Origin of the sequence: Paenibacillus sp. J53TS2, from assembly GCF_018403305.1 — a bacterium.
Lineage (GTDB): Bacteria > Bacillota > Bacilli > Paenibacillales > Paenibacillaceae > Fontibacillus > Fontibacillus rhizolycopersici.
This window is the reverse complement of sequence record NZ_BOSK01000005.1, coordinates 309,116-327,617: the sequence shown is the minus strand read 5'-3', so window position 1 is coordinate 327,617 and position 18,502 is coordinate 309,116. Positions and strand designations below refer to the sequence as shown.

Here is an 18,502-nt window from a genome sequence, read left to right as displayed (position 1 = left end):
AGAAGCCCGGAAGTCCCGGGTCTGAAGCCCCCTCAACTGATTCGAAAGGCGCAAAAAAACCGCTCCCCCTCATGGGAAAGCGGTTGAGCATGAGGACCTATTCCCCCGCGAGCCTATCTAACCGGGCGCTCAACGTTTCACGCCAGCTGTCCGACAGTTCCTCCACGGCCAAAACGCGCCGAATTCCCTCGGCATCCTCCTTGTCCAGGTGCATCACGCGATTCGCGAAGGCCAGCGTGACGCCTGCCGAGTGACTTTCGATCAGCTCCAACCGATCCCCGGGGCGAACCTCCCCCTCACGAAGAACCCGGAAGTAATACCCGGTATAGCCCGTTTGCTGGATTTCCAGCGGCAGCTCGGGCAAGCCATGCTTAACGCCCACCTTGAAGCAGGGCTGTCTGGGTTGGCTAACCTGAACGACGGCCTCGCCCAATCGAAACCGGTCGCCGATGTGGATCTCCTCTTCGAGCATCCCTTCGGTCGTGATATTTTCCCCAAATGCCCCTAACTCCAATGCGATCCCAAACCGCTCCTCCCAGTAGGCATACCGCTCGAAGGGGTACACGCAAACGGCCTTATCCGGCCCTCCGTGAAATCGGAGATCTGCCTGCGCGTCCCCGGCAAAATTCACCGTCGATAGATGCAGCGCGTCCTTCACCGGCATTTTGAAAATCCCCGTACGGACCGTCTTGCCTTGATGCTCAACCTCAATCGGCTTCCCTACATTCAGCGAACGGATCGCTACTTGCTCTACCATCTCCTATTGCACTCCTCTGCTCCGAAATCACCTTTATATTGAATTCCATTATACGGGAGGACCTCTGACAACACCACCCTACATTCCAAGAGACGACCAGCCAACTGAAACTTACAGGGCAGCTCATCCGTATTACTACTAGGAATCATTGCTTCGCGCATGTCTATCCCTTATTCAAAGAGAGGAATTCAATCCATGAAATTCAAACTTAAAAAAGTGGTCATCCTCGGTACGATGGCCCTCGTCATTACCATAAATCCCAGTATGTCCGGGTATTTGACCAGCCTGGCCTATGCGGCTCATCCATCTAAGCAATCCAGCACTAGCAATCATGCGGAGCGTCCGGAGGACGAGCTTAACGGACTTCTCGGCGCTGCCTCCGACAAGGAGGTCTACGACGCCTTGCTAGAAGGCGTGTCGTTGGCGGACATCGCCGAATCCCGTGGTCAAGACGCGGACCGGGTGATCCGGCTGCAGGTCGCACAGCTGCAGGAGCAGTTGCAGAAACGCTTGAACGAAGGAAGCTTAACCCAAGAAGCTTATGAACTTCAGTTGCAGGAGCTCCCGGCACTCGTGGCACAGAGCGCGCGAACCAGGTATACCATCCTCGGTTAACCTGACGAAATCAAAGTGAAGGCCCTACAAGATAACCGCTTGCGGTATCCGGTAGGGCCTTCTTTGGTTATTTTCCCCGCTTGGGGAGCAGCTTGACGTATTCGTCGGAGAGCTTCATCAACTGCGTAATGTAATCGTAATCGCTGCGATACGACGCGATATCGGCAACCGGCTGCAGCGAGTCCAGGGAGATCGCGGTACCGTCGCCAAAGCCGGCTCCCGGCACGAACATGACCTCATCATTAAAGAAGGAGCCTGTCGGCAGATAATACCTCATTCCAACCACGTTGCGGTCCATATTCAGCAGGTCATGCCCAAACGCGGTAAACCCTTCCTTTTCCAGCGAAATGCCAAGGAGATTGGCTACCGTCGGCAAAATATCAACCTGTCCGCCAGCACGCTCCACCACCTGGCCGTGCTGCTGTCCTGGGATGTGGATGATCAGCGGGATGTTGAATCGGCTGATCCGCTCGTCGTAAGCGATCCCCAGCTTCTCGCTGATTTCCTTCGCGGGAACGTCTTTCTCCTGGAGGCCGAAGTGATCTCCGTAAAGTACCAGCATCGTGTTCTCCCACAGACCCGTTTCTTTCAACCGTTCGATCAGCTTCCCAATTGCGTAATCAGTATAGTTGGCTGCCTCGATGTAATTCCCGAGCATCGTGTCTTCCATGTCCGCCGGAAGATCGAAATGGCGGCGGTCCTTCGGCACCACAAACGGATTATGACTCGAAGTGGTGACAAACTGGGCGTAAAACGGCTTGTTCTGCGCTGTCAGCTCCGTCAGCTTTTCCATGCCAACCCGGTACATTTCCTCGTCAGAGGCTCCAAAATCGTTAAAATGATCGTTCGTATAATACGGCTTGTCATAATACTTATCGAAGTTCAACGCCGGGTACATTTTATGGCGGTCCCAAAAAGTCACTTTATTGATGTGGAACGTGTTTGCCGTGTACCCGCGACTTTGCAGCAAGCGCGGAAGGCTTGGGATCTGCCGATCGCCGTAACCGGTCGACATCGCTTCTGCGGCCGTCGGATAAATCGACGTATTGGACATAAACTCGGCATCCGACGTATTGCCGGGTCCGATTTGCTGAAACACGTGCGGGAAGTAGAAGCCTTCCTTCGCTAAACCGTTCAACACAGGTGTGATCTCTTGACCGTTCAGCTTGAGATTGATCGGGAAGTTCTGGAATGATTCCATTTGCACGATCATCAGATTCATCCCTTGGGCGGCGCCGAAGTATGCCGGATCCCCCGTTGCCGCTACCTCTTGGTAAGGATAGCTGCTCTGGAGCTGACGGACCTTGGCTGCCGTCTCTTGCAAATTGCCTTCCGCGATCATCCGCTCCTCCTCTTGGTCGCGGATTGCCGCATCGACCTGGAAGTTAAAGAACCCGACGCTTTCGGCCCGCACCAGTTCGTTATCGATGCTCTTCCCCGAACGGATGTACAGCCCGGAAAGCATCAGACTGACGATCAGGACGAACGCAACTCCCACCTTCCACATCAACGAGGCGCGCGGCCGGTCCGTGCGGAAGCTGAGGCTTCCCGACAGATGGAATCCTCGCGAAGCCCGGCGACGCCGCCCCGCCCGGAGGATACGCACCGCAATCAACACCGGCAGGTCGATGAAATACAGAAATTGTTCAGGCCGCAATAACGAGGCTACGCTCGCCTTAACCTCAGGCACCTGGTTTAACCCGCTTAGCACCGCATAGGTAGGTACCGTACCAAAATAGGCATTATACACCGTTGCGGCAAACAGGATGAAGGATAGGGCAAAGTTAAATCCGAGATACGCCCCCCATTTGCCCTTGATCGGCGTTAATAGCTCAACCAGACACAGCAGCGCCAGCACCGACAGCCACTCGCCGGGTAATCCCTGAGCTCCAATACTTCCATAGAAAAAATAACGCAGCAATAACAGCTTCGCACCGATCAGCGCGAACGTTGCAATAAAATGAATTCGGTTTGAGTTACGTATGATTCCCATCTCTTTTCTCCAGATTGGTCCCGTGTTTACATAAATTACGAGTTGAAAAAGTCGGGGTTTTCAGGACCGAGAAGGTTGAATGAAGCTAGGGACTGAGTAGCGGAGCGTAGACAGATCTACGTGAGCAACGCAAGGCCCGGCTGAATTCAAGATTCGATGTCGGTTTGACTCCATGAACTACTTCGTCATGGGAAGACGACTTTTTGAACATCCTCTAATAACACACGATTTTCTATTCGTTTATTATAACACGGTAAAATCCAGAGTCGAATTCACACGAAATCAGCCATGGAGCGAACGATTAGCTTGCCCGGATGCCCCGCTACAAACGGTTCCGCGCTGCCCTCACCGCCCCGCTTTCGGAACTCCACCGTCAACGGAATGCCTGGGATCAGGTCGAAGTAGTTGTCGGAGAAGATCCCCTCCTCTTCCGCCGAAATCCACACCTGGCGTGCCAAGGCGTCGCTTACCAGGGTATATCGGCTGCCACCACTGCCGTCCTCCTCCAGAAGGGTAATGTTCGCCTGCGGCAACGAAAGCTCTTTGTCGGATACGAAATAAAAGGATTTGCTGTCTACTTCATGCCCGTCCGCTTCCAGAACGGCGTGCAATACGACCTGGCGCGGATCCCGGCCTTCCAGCCATTCTTCCCGAGTGAACGCGGCGGCTTCAACAACCGAATCCGCAGTTGCGCGAACTTCCGACACCTGTTTTTTTAGTAAGGCACCATGCATGTCGTATAGCGATAACCGTAGCTGACCTCCCACTGGTTTCTGCAGATCGGAGATGAGGTTGACCGAGATCGGACCTTCCTCCGGCTCGTAGATCACCAGCATCAAGTCGCGGTAACTTCTGCGAACCGTATACTGCAGTGCCTTCCAGCGTCCGTAATAGTCCATCCCCGCCCAGGACGCCACCGGCCAGCAATCGTTCATCTGCCAATACAGCGTTCCCATGCAGTAAGGCTTGTTGCGGCGGTGCGCTTCAATCGCTGTACGGATTGCTTCGGCCTGGAGCACCTGGCTCATATACAGGAATGATTTGAAGTCCCTTGGCGCGGGTAAATAAAGATCCATGTATTCCTTGATCAACTGGTTGCCGCGGCCGTTCTTCTGGTGAGCCAGCATGATATCAGATTCGATCGCCAGCTCGCTCTCCGGGGCATAGGTTAGCACCGATTTCAGCTCCGGGAAGGACTGGAAGCCGTATTCGCTCATAAATCGACCGACTCGGTGATTATAGTTGTCGAACGGCTCGACGGCATGCCACACGCCCCAGTAATGGACGTCGCCTTCACCGGTCACTTGAAGCGCATGCTGGTTTGCATCCCCCATCAGCTCACGGAGCGGCGAAGACGGCCAATAGGCCACACCGCCGCCATGACGTTCCACCACCTGCGGCAAGATGCGATGGAAAATTGCCTCGTAATCGGCCCATAGCTTCTCACGCTGCTCCGAGGTGTAATCCTTCTTCCATCCCCAGCCCCCATCTTCCTCATAATGAGCCCACGCCGAGTCGATCTCGTTGTTGCCGCACCATAATGCGATACTTGGATGATTCCGCAGCCGTTTGACGTTGTCCTCCGCCTCGCGGGCAATGCTGTCCAGAAACCCTGGTTCGCCCGGATACATACTGCAGGCAAACATGAAGTCCTGCCAAACTAGAATCCCGTATTCATCACACAACTCGTAAAAAATGTCCTGCTCGTAAATGCCGCCGCCCCAGATGCGAAGCATATTCATACCGCTTTCAGCTGCTGAGGCAATCTCATGGCGATAGCGTTCGTCCGTTACTTCCGTTAAAAAACTGTCGTTCGGGATATGGTTTGCACCCTTGGCGAACACCGGTACACCGTTCAACTCGAATCGGAAGGAAGCTCCGGCAGCGTCCTTCTCCCGAACCAGCTTGATGTCACGCAGCCCGGTATGGACGGACGCCTGAGCGACCGTTTCCTGCCCGCCCACCACGACGAGCTCGGCCCGGAAATGGTACATCGCCGGTTCTCCCAGCCCCCGGCACCACCACAGCTTCGGCTGGTTGATCACTGCGGACACCTCCACAATGTGAGTTCCCGGTTCCAAAGCAACCGAACGAATCCAACCCAGTTCGCCGGTGGATAACCGTAGCTGGCCCTCCCAGCGCTCGGCGGTTTCGATCTCAACCAATGCGGTGAGCTCTGCAGCCGTGGCGTTCACGCGGTCCTGGCGGATGTGCAGGTCACGGATCACCGGACCGCTCCATCCTTCCAGCCGAACCTCGCGCCAGATTCCGCTGGTCACGAAGCGGGGCCCCCAGTCCCAACCGTAATGATACGGTGCTTTACGGGCAAACACGCTGACCCGGCGGTCGCCTAAACCGCCCAGCTCCGATTGGTCGTTCGACGCCGGGAGGTCGTAACCCAGCTTCTCAAGCTTGGGCAAATCCTCCGCGATCGGCGAGCGGAAGCGAACGGCAATTGTGTTGGTGCCTTGGCGCAAAAGCGGCTTCACATCGATTCGCCAGACGCGGAACATATTGTCGGCCGACAAGGCGTGTACCCCGTTGACCGTTACGTCGGCATACGTATCCAAGCCGTCAAAGACGAGTTCAATTTGCGGCAAAGCGAACCAAACCTCATCCAAATCGAAGGAGGCCTCGTATTCCCAATCTTTTCGATCAATCCACTGCAGGTCATGTTCGTTGGTTCCATAGAACGGATCGGAGATGAGCCCGTTGCTGAGCAGATCCGTATGCACCGTGCCCGGTACTCGGGCCGGCTTCCACTCCTTTTCGTCGCAAGCCTTGAATTTCCAATGTTGGATCGCATAGTTATGATTGTTCATAAGCCCTCCATGAAGTCGTAAGTTATGCTCTATTATATACTAATTTAGATGCAACTTGTTATATTTTTGTTATTCACCTTCACTCAACAAGGAGCGATCTTGTTATTGTCATCTCGTTTTCCCCTCCCATCGGAACGAGCGCACCTGGTGATGGAGAAAACCAGTCATTACAACGACCCAAGCCGTCAGGGCAACGACGATCATGACGCGCGGAATCGCGACCAAGAACGGCAACTTCAATGCCTGTGACAACTGATACGTACTGGTTGTATACATGGCCAACGGAAACACCATTCCCCAAAACTGGGGGTCGTACGTCAAAGGGTAACGATGGTAGGCGTGCCGCCATATCATCAGAATAAACAATAACGGAATCCACCAACTGCCGGTAATCCAGAAGAACAACGTAAATCCGCGCAAAAAGGGGATCAACTCCGTCAAAAACGGCCATTTTTCAGCATGCAGCATCAACGTGGAGCCGGCCAGGGTCGTAATCGCAACGGCGCCCATATTGATCCAATAGGGCGGGGTCAACGCAGCATATTTCAGATCGACAAAGGTAAACCGGTAGAATATTAAGGTGATGATATTCAGGTAAAGCATACACCCCAGCAAATACATGCATAGCGTAAAAAACAACACGACCTCACGCCCCTCCGTTAGGTAGGATGAGATCAGCGTACCCAGAATGGAAACGGATTGGGTGGCGACAGCGGCGATTAACCACGCACCGTTGATCCCCTCGGCCAGAGACGGCTTTTCTTTTCTCACGGTAACGGCCGTAAAGAAGGTGTACATAATAACAACCCAAAGCAAAATGCCAAAAAACCACAACCCGGTCGATATCGTACCGTTATGCGCCACAATGACCCACTGGCTGCCATATACGCAGGTCGCTGCCGTGCAGGTAAAAAAACCGGGACCTTGGCTATGGCTCGTCAAATCGGCCCGCACTCGCGGGAAAAATTGGATTAGGCGAATCAACGTGAGGATCCACAACGTGATATAAATGCAGGTGTTCAGATATAGCAGAATCTCGGGAGCAAGCGGAATCTTCAGCAACTTCATCGCAATCGACAAGGCTCCGGTCGCCATCGCCATGGAGAAATACCCCGGAAATAAACGTTCAATTTTCTGTTCAATTGTCTTCCACATTGTTATCCATCCCTGCCTCAAAAGACTCAGCCCCCGGTGCTTACCAGCCAACGAGAAACCTAATTTCAATTTAGCACGATGAGAATCTACGGCTTTGTGACTCTGCTAACCCCAACCCGAGGGATCTCCTAAATTACATCATTATCTTTTATGGCGAATCATAGTATGATGATGTCGAAGTCCATCTCTTTTTTGGAACGTTCTCATGAAAGGGGTTACATATGAAGAAGATTTGGATTGTATATTTGCTGTTATTTGCCTGTTTTGCGTTATACGTGCTGGATTATCGCTCGCAGACCCGTTTAAACGACCAATGGAATTCCGGAGGCATGCAGGGATCCATCGACGAGAAGTACGTGATGGTGACGTTTCAAAGGGGGATCGATTATTGGAAAAGCGGGTTGAAAGGATTTGAGGACGCGGCCCAAGCGCTCAACGTCTCCGTGGAATACCGCGGCTCCACCCAGCGCGACATTCACGAGCAAATCACGGTGCTGGAGCAAGCTATCGCCAAAAAACCGGCTGGCATTGCCATTTCCGCCATCCATCCGACCGAGCTCACCGCCACGATCAATAAAGCGGTTGACGCCGGCATCCCCGTTGTTCTATTCGATTCCGACGCCCCGGGTAGCCGAGCCTTTTCCTTCCTCGGTACGGATAATTACTCCGCCGGAATTGAGGCTGCACGAAAAATGGCCGAGCTCACCGGCGGACGCGGCGAGGTGGCGATCGTGACCGTCCCGGATCAGCAAAATCACCAGGAGCGCACAGACGGCTTTGCGGACACCGTTTCAAAGGAGTTTCCCGACATGCACATCGCCGCGATAAAAAACGGAAAAGGCGACGAGCTTTACTCCCGGCAGTCGGCAGAAGAGATTTTGCGAGATATCCCCGGGATCGCCGGCATCTTCACCACCGAAGCCAACGGTGGCATCGGCGTTGCGGAGGCGGTCCGTGAATATGGCTTGACCTCCTCCGGTCCGAAGATCATCAGCTTTGACACCGATAAAGGCACCCTGGACTTGGTCAAAAGCGGAGACATCTCCGCCACGATGGCCCAGGGAACCTGGAATATGGGGTACTGGTCGCTGCAATTGCTCTTTTCGCTGAAGCATGATCCGGACGGATCCCAGCATCCCGGACCCCGCGTCCCGCAGCGGTTGGATACGGGCATCACCGTCGTTACGCGGCAGAATGTGAATGATTACTATGCGAAATAGGTATGGAAAACGGTCCTGGGAGTTCCGCGATTTTTCGCTTAACAATCTGCCGATCCGTTATAAATTAATCGTTCACTTTTTGCTGATCAGCATCCTGCCTTCCATCGGCCTGGGGGTGCTGACGAATTGGACCGTCGACCGCATCATCGAACGCCAGATCACGGACAATACGCTTCAGCTCATCGGCAAGGTCAACCGGTCGCTGGAGACCTATGTGGAAAATTTGCAAAACATGACGTTCTTTATCTCCTTTAACCCGGAGGTGCTGCAGTTCCTCGAGGGCCGCACTGATATGGGGATAGACGGTTCAACGACACCGTCTGGCGGGGAACCTCGCCTCACTGGAAGCACGGACGCCCAACCGCGAACCGTAGCTGAAGCCGAAGCCGACCACTACGAAATTCGCAAGTTCCTTCAGGGCTTTACCACCCTGTATTCGGAAGTCGCGGGGGTGCTGATTGTCAACAGCCGCGGCGACTACATCAGCAATGAAATGTATGCCAGGACCGATGGAAGCCTGACCCGGGAAGAGTGGTATCAAGAGGCGGTTCGCAATAAAGGAATTTTTAAGATTATCGGCCATCCGCGGGGCCGTAACGTGACCACGCATGTGAACTACAAGGACAGCGAGGTCGTTTCGGCCGTAAGGGCGATTCTCGACCCCGAGACCCAGCAGGTGAAAGGTGTCGTATTAATCGACCTCAAGCTGCGGGTCATCGCTGAGACCGCCCAGGACGTCCGTTTGGGGAAAACGGGCTATCTAACGGTGGTGGACGGAAACGGCGAATTGATCTATGCCCCGCCGGATCCCTACATCGACCGTGTCCCGCTGGAGCGGCTTAGCCAGGACGCTTCGGGAACCTACGCGGAGCGAATGGGCGGACGCGAGCTGCAATTCATTTACCGGCACTCGCCGTTTACGAACTGGACGACCGTCGGCGTATTTTCCATGGCGGAGTCCGCCTCCGAAATGCGGGAAATTCGCTTTTACGTGGTTAGCTTTGTTTTTGTCGTCTGCCTGTTGGGGATGACGGCCTCCTTCTATTTGGCCCATACGATTTCCAGGCCGATCGGTCAATTGGCTTCCTTTATGCAGAAGGCGCAATCCGGGGATCTGACGATTCGCCACTGGAGCGACCGAACCGACGAAATCGGCCTGCTCGGCCGTCGATTCAATGCCATGCTGCAGCAAATTCACCGCTTGCTCTCTCTAACCGAACTGCAGGAGCGACAAAAACGGGAAGCGGAGTTGCGGAGTTTACAGGCGCATATCAAACCGCATTTTTTGTACAATACGCTGGATACGATCCATTGGATGGCCCGCCGCAAAGGAGCGGAGGATATCGCAGAAATGGCGGAGTCCCTCTCCAAGCTATTCCGAATCGGACTCAGCAAAGGGAATGACATCATCCCGCTGAATGATGAAATCGAGCATGTCCGTAGCTACTTGCAAATTCAACATGTCCGTTACCAAAACAAACTCGAATACGCTTTGCATATCGCCCCGGAAATTCGCGGCGTCTATGTCTTGAAGCTGATCCTTCAGCCCATCGTAGAGAATGCCATCTACCATGGAATCAAGGAACGCCGAGGACCGGGCCATGTCGTGATCGAAGCGGTCGAAGACGGCGGCATGCTGGTGATCTCTATCCGGGACGACGGGAAAGGAATCCCGCCGGATAAACTGGCCCAATTGCAAAAGGACCTCCAAGCCGCGGTTGCCGCCGATGGACGGGAACAGGGACTTGAACCGATAGGCTCATCCGGCGCAGGTGACGTCGGCCAGGGTTATGGGATGCTGAACGTGCAAGCCCGAATCGCATTGACCTTCGGCGCCAAATATGGAATGACGATCCAGAGCGAAGTAGGCCGTGGAACGGTCGTTACCGTCACCCACCCTATCATTCGGGAGGAACCCGCCCGATGGGAAAGGAGCGAATCATGAACGCAGCATTATCCGATTTCCGCTGGAAGGTGCTCATCGCCGACGATGAGCAAATTATCCGCGAAGGTATCCGCGACAGCGTCGACTGGGAGGGCATGCGCCTTACCGTAGCCGCCGAGGCGGAGGATGGCGAGGAAGCCCTGGAGTTAGCTATCCGGCATGGCGTCCATATCATGCTCGTCGATCTTAACATGCCGATCATGGACGGCATCGAATTGATGAAACGGGTCCGCGAACAACTGCCGGATTGCAAAATCGTCATCATCACGGGTCATGACGAGTTCGCATATGCGCAAAAGGCGATCCGGCTTCAGGTGAAGGATTATATTCTAAAGCCGGCCAATCCCGCGCAGCTGGCGAAGGTGCTGCGCCAAGTTCGCGGAGAACTAGAGGAAGAGACGTCCAGACAGCAACAGTGGCAGGAGGCCTCCCGGCAGATTACGCGCAGCTACCCGCTTCTAAGAGAGCGATTCTGCCAGCAATGGCTAGACGGTGGGATGACCGCCGCGGAAATCGCCGAGCAATTGCAGTTCTTGAAGCTGCCGGATGCCTGCCCCGATTGGCTGGGTGTCATCCGTTTGCCAGAGTCGGCGAGCTCCGCCGCTGTCCTCAAGGAGGACGATCGACAGCTTTATGGATTTGCCGTCGATAATATCGCGGCCGAGGTGCTCGCCCCTTACCCCAAGACGATCTTCCGGGATCCCTTCGGCCTCATCGTCATCCTGCTCTGGAGCTTGGAAGCCGAAGCCGATTTTTACCGCATCGAAACTTTGGTTCGTACCCACTTGAAAATTGCCGCCGAGGTTCACTTGGCCGAGGCTACCGGCGACGTACTAGGGCTCCCTGCCGTTTACCGGAAAGCCAAATCCGCCGTGATGAGAGAAACCGTCGTTTCGCCGCTGGTGCGCCGGGCCAAGCAGTACATGCTGGAGCATTTCGGCGATAGCGGATTCACGTTGGAAGCGATGGCGCAAGCCTTGCAGTCTTCCCCCGCTTATTTGAGCCGCATGATCAAACAGGAGCTGGGGACCACGTTCAACAGCTATTTGACGCAGCTTCGCATTCGCCGGGCGACCCGGCTGTTAAATGCCACGGACCTGACGATCGGTGAGATCGCTGAACAAGTCGGCTACGAAACCCAGCACTACTTCAGCACGGCGTTCAAGCGAGCGACCGGCCTTTCCCCGCTGCAATACCGCAAAGGCGCGTTTGGACGCGAAGACGCTCAGGGGGAGTAACGCTCCCCCTGAGATATATAAATCCCCCCCAACCTCCACAAAGGTACGATTTTTATAAAAAGAGTCAATTCACTGTAAATACGACCTCCCCCATCGATTGCTATACTCCCTACTGTAAACGCATTCATTTCAGGTATAGGGGGAATCGGTTTTGAAAAAGGTAACGGCCATTTTACTTGCACTGGCAATGGTATTGGCCCTCGCGGCTTGCGCCAATGGCGGAAACGACGGTGGCAGCGGATCGGGCAAGAGCAAAAAGGGAACGATCGGCATCGCCATGCCCACGAAATCGTCCGAACGCTGGGTGAACGACGGCAACAACATGGTCAAGGAGTTTAAGGCGCTTGGCTATGGTACCGACCTGCAATACGGGGAAGACGTCATCGAAAACCAGGTGTCGCAGATCGAAAATATGATCACCAAAGGTGTAAAGGTCCTCGTCATTGCTGCTATCGACGGCGGCGCTTTGACCGACGTCCTGCAAAAAGCCCACGACCAAGGCATCCAGGTTGTTGCCTATGACCGGCTGATCATGAACAGCGAATACGTCGACTACTACGCCACCTTCGACAACTTCAAGGTTGGCGTGCAGCAGGCCTCCTACATTGAGGAGAAGCTTGGCCTGAAGGACGGCAAAGGCCCGTTCAACATCGAGTTGTTCGGCGGCTCGCCGGATGATAACAACGCCTACTTCTTCTATGACGGCGCCATGTCCGTACTACAGCCTTACATCGATTCCGGTAAGCTGGTGGTGCGCAGCGGACAAACGAAAATGGAGCAAATCGCTACCCTGCGCTGGGACGGCGCCACCGCCCAAGCCCGCATGGACAATTTGCTGAGCGCCCATTACAGCACGGAGAACATTGACGCCGTTCTTTCCCCTTATGACGGGATCAGCATCGGCATCCTCTCCTCGCTCAAAGGGGTTGGTTACGGCTCCGGAAGCAAGTCGATGCCGATCGTGACCGGCCAGGATGCTGAGCTGGCTTCGGTCAAATCGATACTTGCCGGCGAACAAACGCAGACCGTCTTCAAGGATACGCGCGAGTTGGCGAAAAAAGCAGTCTCCATGGTCCAAAGCATTCTGGAAGGCACAGAGGCCGAAGTCAACGACTCGAAGACCTACGATAACGGCGTCAAAGTCGTTCCATCCTATCTGCTCGAACCGGTTTCGGTCGACAAGGACAACGTGGAACAGACGCTTGTCGATACCGGCTATTACTCCAAAGAGGATCTGGGACTCTAACATCAACTTACGGTGACTGGCATAGCGGCGGACGCGGATTGGGGCGGCCGTCGCTATGCCCTTACCATGAGCGAAAGGCCAGGTGGCGCAAATGAGCAACACGATTTTGGAAATGAGGGGCATTACGAAAACCTTCCCGGGCGTCAAGGCGCTGAACAATGTCAACTTAAAGGTAACCTCCGGGGAAATTCATGCCCTGTGCGGAGAGAACGGGGCCGGTAAATCGACGTTAATGAAAGTGCTCAGCGGCGTATATCCTCACGGCTCCTATGAAGGCGAGATCCTGTTCGAAGGGAAGGTCTGCGAATTCAAGGACATTAAGGAAAGCGAACAGCTAGGGATCGTTATTATTCACCAGGAGCTCGCGCTGATCCCCTATCTCTCTATCGCGGAGAACATTTTTCTCGGTAATGAGCAAAGCAAACGTGGGCTAATCGATTGGAACGAAACGACGGTCAAAACGAAAGCGCTGCTGGAACGCGTTGGTTTAGATGAATCACCGGCCACTCACGTATTAGAACTCGGCGTCGGTAAGCAGCAGTTGGTGGAGATCGCCAAAGCGTTGTCCAAACAGGTCAAGCTGCTGATTCTGGACGAACCCACAGCGGCCTTGAATGAAAACGACAGCGAAAACCTGCTGGAGCTGATCCTCGAGCTGAAGAAACAAGGCATCACCTCTATCATCATTTCGCACAAACTGAACGAAATCAGCAAAGTCGCCGATTCGATCACGATTCTGCGCGATGGCAAGACGATCCAGACTTTGGATATGAAAGCCGATCAGGTGACCGAGGATCTTATCATCAAGGGCATGGTTGGCCGTGACCTCACCCACCGCTATCCAGAGCGGGTTCCCCGGATCGGCGAGGTGATCTTCGAGGTGCGGGACTGGGAAGCAACCCACCCGCAGCAAGAGGATCGCAAAGTGCTGGACGGCATTAACCTGAATATCCGCCGCGGGGAAATCGTCGGGATCGCCGGTTTAATGGGCGCAGGCCGGACAGAACTGGCGATGAGCCTATTCGGCCGTTCCTACGGAAGGCATATAAAAGGCCAACTCTTCTTGCATGGTAAAGAGGTGCGGTTTAATGACATCAGTCAAGCGATCAAGCATGGCGTCGCTTATGTCACGGAGGATCGTAAACAATACGGATTGGTTCTGATCGATGATATCAAACGCAATATTTCATTGGCTTCGTTAAGGAAGCTCTCCCGTCGCGGTGTCATCGACGAACGCGAGGAAGTAGGGGTCGCCGAGGAATACCGGAGCAAGCTCAACATTAAAACGCCGAGCATTTTGCAAAAAACGGTCAACCTGAGCGGCGGCAATCAACAGAAGGTTGTTCTCAGCAAGTGGATTTACGCACAGCCGGAAATTCTGATTCTTGATGAGCCGACGCGCGGCATCGATGTCGGAGCCAAATACGAAATTTATTCGATCGTCAACCAGTTGGCGGACGAAGGCAAGGGCATTTTGTTCATCTCCTCGGAGCTTCCGGAAATTCTTGGGATGTGCGACCGCATTTACGTCATGAGCGAAGGCCGGATCACCGGAGAAGTCAGACGGGAGGACGCCACCCAGGAAGTACTGATGAAATCAATGACTCGAGGCAGGGGGTAGACCGATGCAAGCGGTTAGCGAGATTTTCAGAAAAAACATCCGCCAGTACGGTATGATTATCGCTTTAATCTTCATTACCGTGCTGTTTCAAATTTTGACAGGCGGCATCTTGTTGAAGCCACTTAATATTACGAACCTGATTTTGCAAAACAGCTACATTCTAGTGTTAGCCATCGGGATGGTATTAGTCATCATCACAGGACATATCGATTTATCCGTCGGCTCCATCGCCGCCTTCATCGGGGCTTTGGCCGCCATCATGATGGTCGATCTTCAGTTGCCTACGTTCCTAGCCATTATCATCTCTTTGGTGATAGGGGGATTGATCGGCGCCTGGCAGGGATTTTGGGTTGCTTATGTGAAAATACCGGCCTTTATCGTCACGTTAGCCGGGATGCTGCTGTTCCGGGGCTTGACGATGATCGTGCTGGGCGGCCAATCGATCGCGCCGTTCCCGAAATCGTTCCAGCGGATCAGTTCCGGCTTTATTCCCGACTGGTTCGGCGGCGGCAGCCTCCACACCCTGACGGTTCTCCTTGGCCTGGTCCTCTCCCTCCTCCTGATTTGGCAGGAATGGAAGGAGCGCCGGACCCAGATCAAATACCAGTTCGAGGTAGCGCCGATTTGGATGTTCGTAACCAAGCTCGTGCTGCTCGTTGCCATCATCAACGTGTTTACCTTTGTGCTGGCCACTTATAACGGGCTGCCGAATATCTTGATCATCTTGTTCTTCCTGATCATCATTTACTCGTTCGTCATGAACCGAATGATCGCCGGACGCCATATCTATGCGCTTGGGGGCAATGAGAAGGCCGCCAATCTCTCCGGCGTCAAGACGAAGAAGGTGACGTTCTGGGTGTTCGTCAACATGGGCGCCTTGGCCGCGTTATCCGGACTGATCTTCGCCGCCCGCCTCAATTCGGCGACGCCGAAAGCCGGGACGAACTTTGAGCTCGACGCGATCGCGGCCTGCTTTATCGGTGGCGCCTCGGCCTCCGGCGGGATTGGCACCGTCATCGGCGCCATTATCGGCGGTCTGGTCATGGGCGTCATGAACAACGGCATGTCGCTCATCGGTCTCGGGGTCGATTGGCAGCAAGGGATCAAAGGTCTTGTTCTGCTCCTTGCCGTCGCCTTTGATATTTATAATAAGTCGAAGACGAATTAAACCTAGGGCCCTCCGGAAACCGAGGGCCCTTTTTGTATACGCACCCATGCCGGAGTATAATGGGAGGCAGGATTATGCACCTATTTTTTCCATAAGCAGGTGATTCTCATGTCCAGTTCCCATCTCACCAAAAGGGCGCTTGCCGCCGCGCTGAAAAACAGGATGAACCATACCCCCCTCAATAAAATTACCGTTAAGCATCTCGTGGACGATTGCGGCCTAAACCGGCAAACGTTCTATTATCATTTCCGGGACATTTACGAGCTCCTGGGTTGGATTTACCAGACCGAAGCGGTGGATGCCATCGCCGGGGAGCACGGCTACCACACCTGGTCCAGCGGCTTTCTGAAAATATTCAAATATATCGAAGAGAACCGATTATTTTGTTTGAACACGCTGAATTCCCTGGCACGAAGCCATCTGGACTCGTACCTGTATAACGTCACAAACCATCTGGTCATGGAGGTCGTGGAAGAAGTGTCCGTAGGAATGCAGGTGGATGAAGCGGATCAACGGTTTCTGGCAAATTTCTATGCGTTGGCGTTTGTCGGGTTGATCGTTAGATGGATGCAAGATGGCATGAAGGAACGTCCGGAGAACATCGTCGATAAGCTTGGTGAACTGGCTGACGGCCATTTCGAACGAGCGCTGCAGCGATATGAACAGAAAGCCTGCACGTCCAAAGTTTCAAGTCATCAACGTTAATGGTTTTGCTCGAAATAAGGCCGATTTCGTCGGAATCCTAGACACTCCCTGAGGAGTGTCTTTTTTTTATACAGCCGCGCTCCATTGATGATTTTGTTTCCTTCAAAGAGAGATTACATTGAGATTGTTCCATTCATCACATTCCTTGGAGGCGAAGGTAATGTCAGTAGAACTTAACACGAGACAGGTTTATTTGGTCGGCGGAGGAATCGCTTCGCTGGCGGGAGCCGCTTTCCTGGTGCGAGACTGTGATTTTCCCGGTCAGAATATTCACGTATTGGAGGAAATGAAGGTGCTGGGCGGCAGTAACGACGGCGCCGGGAACGGTGAACAAGGATATGTGATCCGCGGCGGCAGGATGCTGAATGATGAGACTTACGAAAACACTTGGGATTTGCTGCGTTCCATCCCTTCGATAGACCATCCGGGGCTTTCGGTGCGGGATGAAATCATCGCTTTCGATAACGCCCACCCGACGCATTCCAACGCCCGATTGGTGAACCGCGAAGGCCAGGTGGAGGACGTCACTTCCATGGGCTTTGATATGGCGGACCGGCTAGCGATGGTCAAGCTGATGATGACCCCCGAGGAGAAAATGGGCAAAGCGCGGATTAACGATTGGTTTGGGCCACATTTTTTCGAGACGAATTTCTGGTACATGTGGGCGACGACGTTTGCCTTCCAACCCTGGCACAGTGCTGTGGAGTTCAAAAGGTACATGCTTCGATTCATGCATGAGTTCCCAAGAATCCATACATTGGAGGGAGTCACCCGCACGCCGTATAACCAGTACGACTCTATTATTTTGCCGCTGCAAAAATATCTGGAGGAGCACGGCGTGGACTTTTCGCTGAAATGCACGGTCACGGATCTGGATTTCCGCGAAGGCGATGAGATCACCGTTACCCGAATGCACTATCTGAAGGAGGGGGTTCCGGGGGAACTAGATTTGGCAGAGGGAGATCTGGTGATTGTGACCAATGGTTCGATGACGGAGAGCTACAGCTTAGGCTCAATGACCTCGGCGCCGAAGCTGAACGGCAAAGGGAGCTCTTGGCTGCTGTGGGAGCGCATGGCCGCAAAGAAACCGGGGCTTGGTCGTCCCTCCTCTTTTGACGATCATATCGACGGGTCAAAATGGGAGTCGTTTACGGTCACCTGTCAGGACTCGCGCTTCTTTAACCGGATGGAGGCCTTCTCCCGCAACAAGGCGGGAACCGGCGCGCTCGTGACCTTTAAGGATTCGAGCTGGTTGATGTCCATCGTGCTGGCCCATCAGCCGCATTTCCGCAATCAGCCGGAGCAGGTCAAGGTCTTCTGGGGATACGGCTTATTCCCGGATCGCGTCGGGGATTACGTGCCTAAGAAAATGTCCGAATGCACCGGCGAGGAAATTCTAACCGAGCTACTGCACCATCTCCACTTCGACCAGGACATGGAGGCGATCATTTCCACGGCGAACTGCATTCCATGCATGATGCCGTTCATCACCGCGCAGTTCATGCCTAGAGCGATCGATGATCGGCCAAAGGTCATTCCGGACGGCTCAACCAACCTGGCGTTGATCAGTCAATTCTGCGAAATTCCGGACGATGTCGTATTCACCGAAGAATATTCCGTCCGTGCAGCCCGTATGGCGGTGTATGGACTGTTAGGGTTAAATAAGCCCATTGCCCCGATCAATCAATACCAGTACGATGTGCGCACGCTGCTGCAGGGCTTGGTCACCTCCTTCCGGTAAGTCCGGGGCAGAGTGAAACCGTATTTCCAAAGTGACTTATTTCAGATAAGCTAGGCAGCATCGAATCCCATCCATAAGCGAAGCGAAGCACACTCGCGCATCCGTCAATCCTTGGCGTGCGTGGTGTGCTTTTTTTGCGTTTTAGTAAGGAAGTGTTGTTCGTCCATAGCAATGAGATTATCCTCGGTCCAACAAGTCGGAGAAAAGCCACCGACACGACCCCATTCCCGATCAAAGAAGTCAACAAAATATTCAATTACAAATTGACCGAAGGAT

Annotated in this window: 13 protein-coding genes; 9 read left to right on the top strand and 4 right to left on the bottom strand. The window is 53.9% G+C overall.

The features are described 5' to 3' along the window. Positions 1–97 precede the first annotated feature (97 nt). Entirely contained in the window at positions 98–757 is a 660-nt protein-coding gene (locus KJS42_RS13765; protein WP_155606788.1) for an MOSC domain-containing protein, read from the bottom strand. 195 nt (positions 758–952) lie between these two features. Here KJS42_RS13765 and KJS42_RS13760 point away from each other — a divergent pair, with 195 nt between their 5' ends. After that, on the top strand, positions 953–1,372 hold the full coding sequence (locus KJS42_RS13760; RefSeq protein ID WP_213623180.1) for a hypothetical protein: 420 nt from the start codon (positions 953–955) through the stop codon (positions 1,370–1,372). A gap of 67 nt (positions 1,373–1,439) precedes the next feature. Here KJS42_RS13760 and KJS42_RS13755 read toward each other — a convergent pair whose 3' ends face one another. From KJS42_RS13755 to KJS42_RS13745, 3 genes are all read right to left on the bottom strand, one after another. Beyond that, on the bottom strand, positions 1,440–3,365 hold the full coding sequence (locus KJS42_RS13755) for an LTA synthase family protein (protein WP_213623179.1): 1,926 nt from the start codon (positions 3,363–3,365) through the stop codon (positions 1,440–1,442). A 272-nt stretch (positions 3,366–3,637) separates the two neighbouring features. After that, positions 3,638–6,187, bottom strand: a complete 2,550-nt coding sequence (locus tag KJS42_RS13750) for a beta-mannosidase (RefSeq protein ID WP_213623178.1) — start codon at positions 6,185–6,187, stop codon at positions 3,638–3,640. Positions 6,188–6,295: 108 nt separating this feature from the next. Beyond that, a complete protein-coding gene (locus KJS42_RS13745) occupies positions 6,296–7,342 on the bottom strand; it encodes a tellurite resistance/C4-dicarboxylate transporter family protein (RefSeq protein ID WP_213623177.1) in 1,047 nt (348 codons plus the stop codon). Positions 7,343–7,563: 221 nt separating this feature from the next. Here KJS42_RS13745 and KJS42_RS13740 point away from each other — a divergent pair, with 221 nt between their 5' ends. The 8 genes from KJS42_RS13740 (at position 7,564) to KJS42_RS13705 (ending at position 18,226) form a co-directional block, all read left to right on the top strand. After that, complete coding sequence (locus KJS42_RS13740; RefSeq protein WP_213623176.1) at positions 7,564–8,562, top strand: substrate-binding domain-containing protein; 999 nt, start codon at positions 7,564–7,566, stop codon at positions 8,560–8,562. Further along, complete coding sequence (locus KJS42_RS13735; RefSeq protein ID WP_213623175.1) at positions 8,552–10,507, top strand: cache domain-containing sensor histidine kinase; 1,956 nt, start codon at positions 8,552–8,554, stop codon at positions 10,505–10,507. Before KJS42_RS13740 ends, KJS42_RS13735 begins: the two co-directional genes overlap by 11 nt. Further along, positions 10,486–11,745: a response regulator gene (locus KJS42_RS13730; protein ID WP_244868476.1), complete on the top strand. Its 1,260-nt coding sequence runs from the start codon at positions 10,486–10,488 to the stop codon at positions 11,743–11,745. The genes KJS42_RS13735 and KJS42_RS13730 overlap by 22 nt, the downstream gene beginning before the upstream one ends. Positions 11,746–11,896: 151 nt before the next feature. Further along, positions 11,897–12,991 (top strand): multiple monosaccharide ABC transporter substrate-binding protein, encoded by a 1,095-nt coding sequence (gene chvE / locus KJS42_RS13725; RefSeq protein ID WP_213623174.1) that lies wholly within the window; start codon positions 11,897–11,899, stop codon positions 12,989–12,991. Positions 12,992–13,082: 91 nt separating this feature from the next. Next, a complete protein-coding gene (gene mmsA, locus KJS42_RS13720) occupies positions 13,083–14,612 on the top strand; it encodes a multiple monosaccharide ABC transporter ATP-binding protein (RefSeq protein ID WP_213623173.1) in 1,530 nt (509 codons plus the stop codon). A 4-nt stretch (positions 14,613–14,616) separates the two neighbouring features. Continuing rightward, on the top strand, positions 14,617–15,780 hold the full coding sequence (mmsB, locus tag KJS42_RS13715) for a multiple monosaccharide ABC transporter permease (RefSeq protein ID WP_213623172.1): 1,164 nt from the start codon (positions 14,617–14,619) through the stop codon (positions 15,778–15,780). A gap of 108 nt (positions 15,781–15,888) precedes the next feature. Next, positions 15,889–16,485 carry a TetR-like C-terminal domain-containing protein gene (locus KJS42_RS13710; RefSeq protein WP_213623171.1) on the top strand — a complete coding sequence of 199 codons (597 nt, stop codon included), beginning with the start codon at positions 15,889–15,891 and terminating at the stop codon, positions 16,483–16,485. Positions 16,486–16,645: 160 nt separating this feature from the next. After that, positions 16,646–18,226 carry an oleate hydratase gene (locus KJS42_RS13705; RefSeq protein ID WP_213623170.1) on the top strand — a complete coding sequence of 527 codons (1,581 nt, stop codon included), beginning with the start codon at positions 16,646–16,648 and terminating at the stop codon, positions 18,224–18,226. The last annotated feature ends 276 nt before the right edge of the window (positions 18,227–18,502 follow it).

Excerpts from the sequence above, each read along its gene's own strand:
- KJS42_RS13765 (WP_155606788.1), bottom strand. The coding sequence starts at position 757 with ATGGTAGAGCAAGTAGCGATCCGTTCGCTGAATGTAGGGAAGCCGATT.
- KJS42_RS13760 (WP_213623180.1), top strand. The coding sequence starts at position 953 with ATGAAATTCAAACTTAAAAAAGTGGTCATCCTCGGTACGATGGCCCTC.
- KJS42_RS13755 (WP_213623179.1), bottom strand. The coding sequence starts at position 3,365 with ATGGGAATCATACGTAACTCAAACCGAATTCATTTTATTGCAACGTTC.
- KJS42_RS13750 (WP_213623178.1), bottom strand. The coding sequence starts at position 6,187 with ATGAACAATCATAACTATGCGATCCAACATTGGAAATTCAAGGCTTGC.
- KJS42_RS13745 (WP_213623177.1), bottom strand. The coding sequence starts at position 7,342 with ATGTGGAAGACAATTGAACAGAAAATTGAACGTTTATTTCCGGGGTAT.
- KJS42_RS13740 (WP_213623176.1), top strand. The coding sequence starts at position 7,564 with ATGAAGAAGATTTGGATTGTATATTTGCTGTTATTTGCCTGTTTTGCG.
- KJS42_RS13735 (WP_213623175.1), top strand. The coding sequence starts at position 8,552 with ATGCGAAATAGGTATGGAAAACGGTCCTGGGAGTTCCGCGATTTTTCG.
- KJS42_RS13730 (WP_244868476.1), top strand. The coding sequence starts at position 10,486 with ATGGGAAAGGAGCGAATCATGAACGCAGCATTATCCGATTTCCGCTGG.
- mmsA (WP_213623173.1), top strand. The coding sequence starts at position 13,083 with ATGAGCAACACGATTTTGGAAATGAGGGGCATTACGAAAACCTTCCCG.
- mmsB (WP_213623172.1), top strand. The coding sequence starts at position 14,617 with ATGCAAGCGGTTAGCGAGATTTTCAGAAAAAACATCCGCCAGTACGGT.
- KJS42_RS13710 (WP_213623171.1), top strand. The coding sequence starts at position 15,889 with ATGTCCAGTTCCCATCTCACCAAAAGGGCGCTTGCCGCCGCGCTGAAA.
- KJS42_RS13705 (WP_213623170.1), top strand. The coding sequence starts at position 16,646 with ATGTCAGTAGAACTTAACACGAGACAGGTTTATTTGGTCGGCGGAGGA.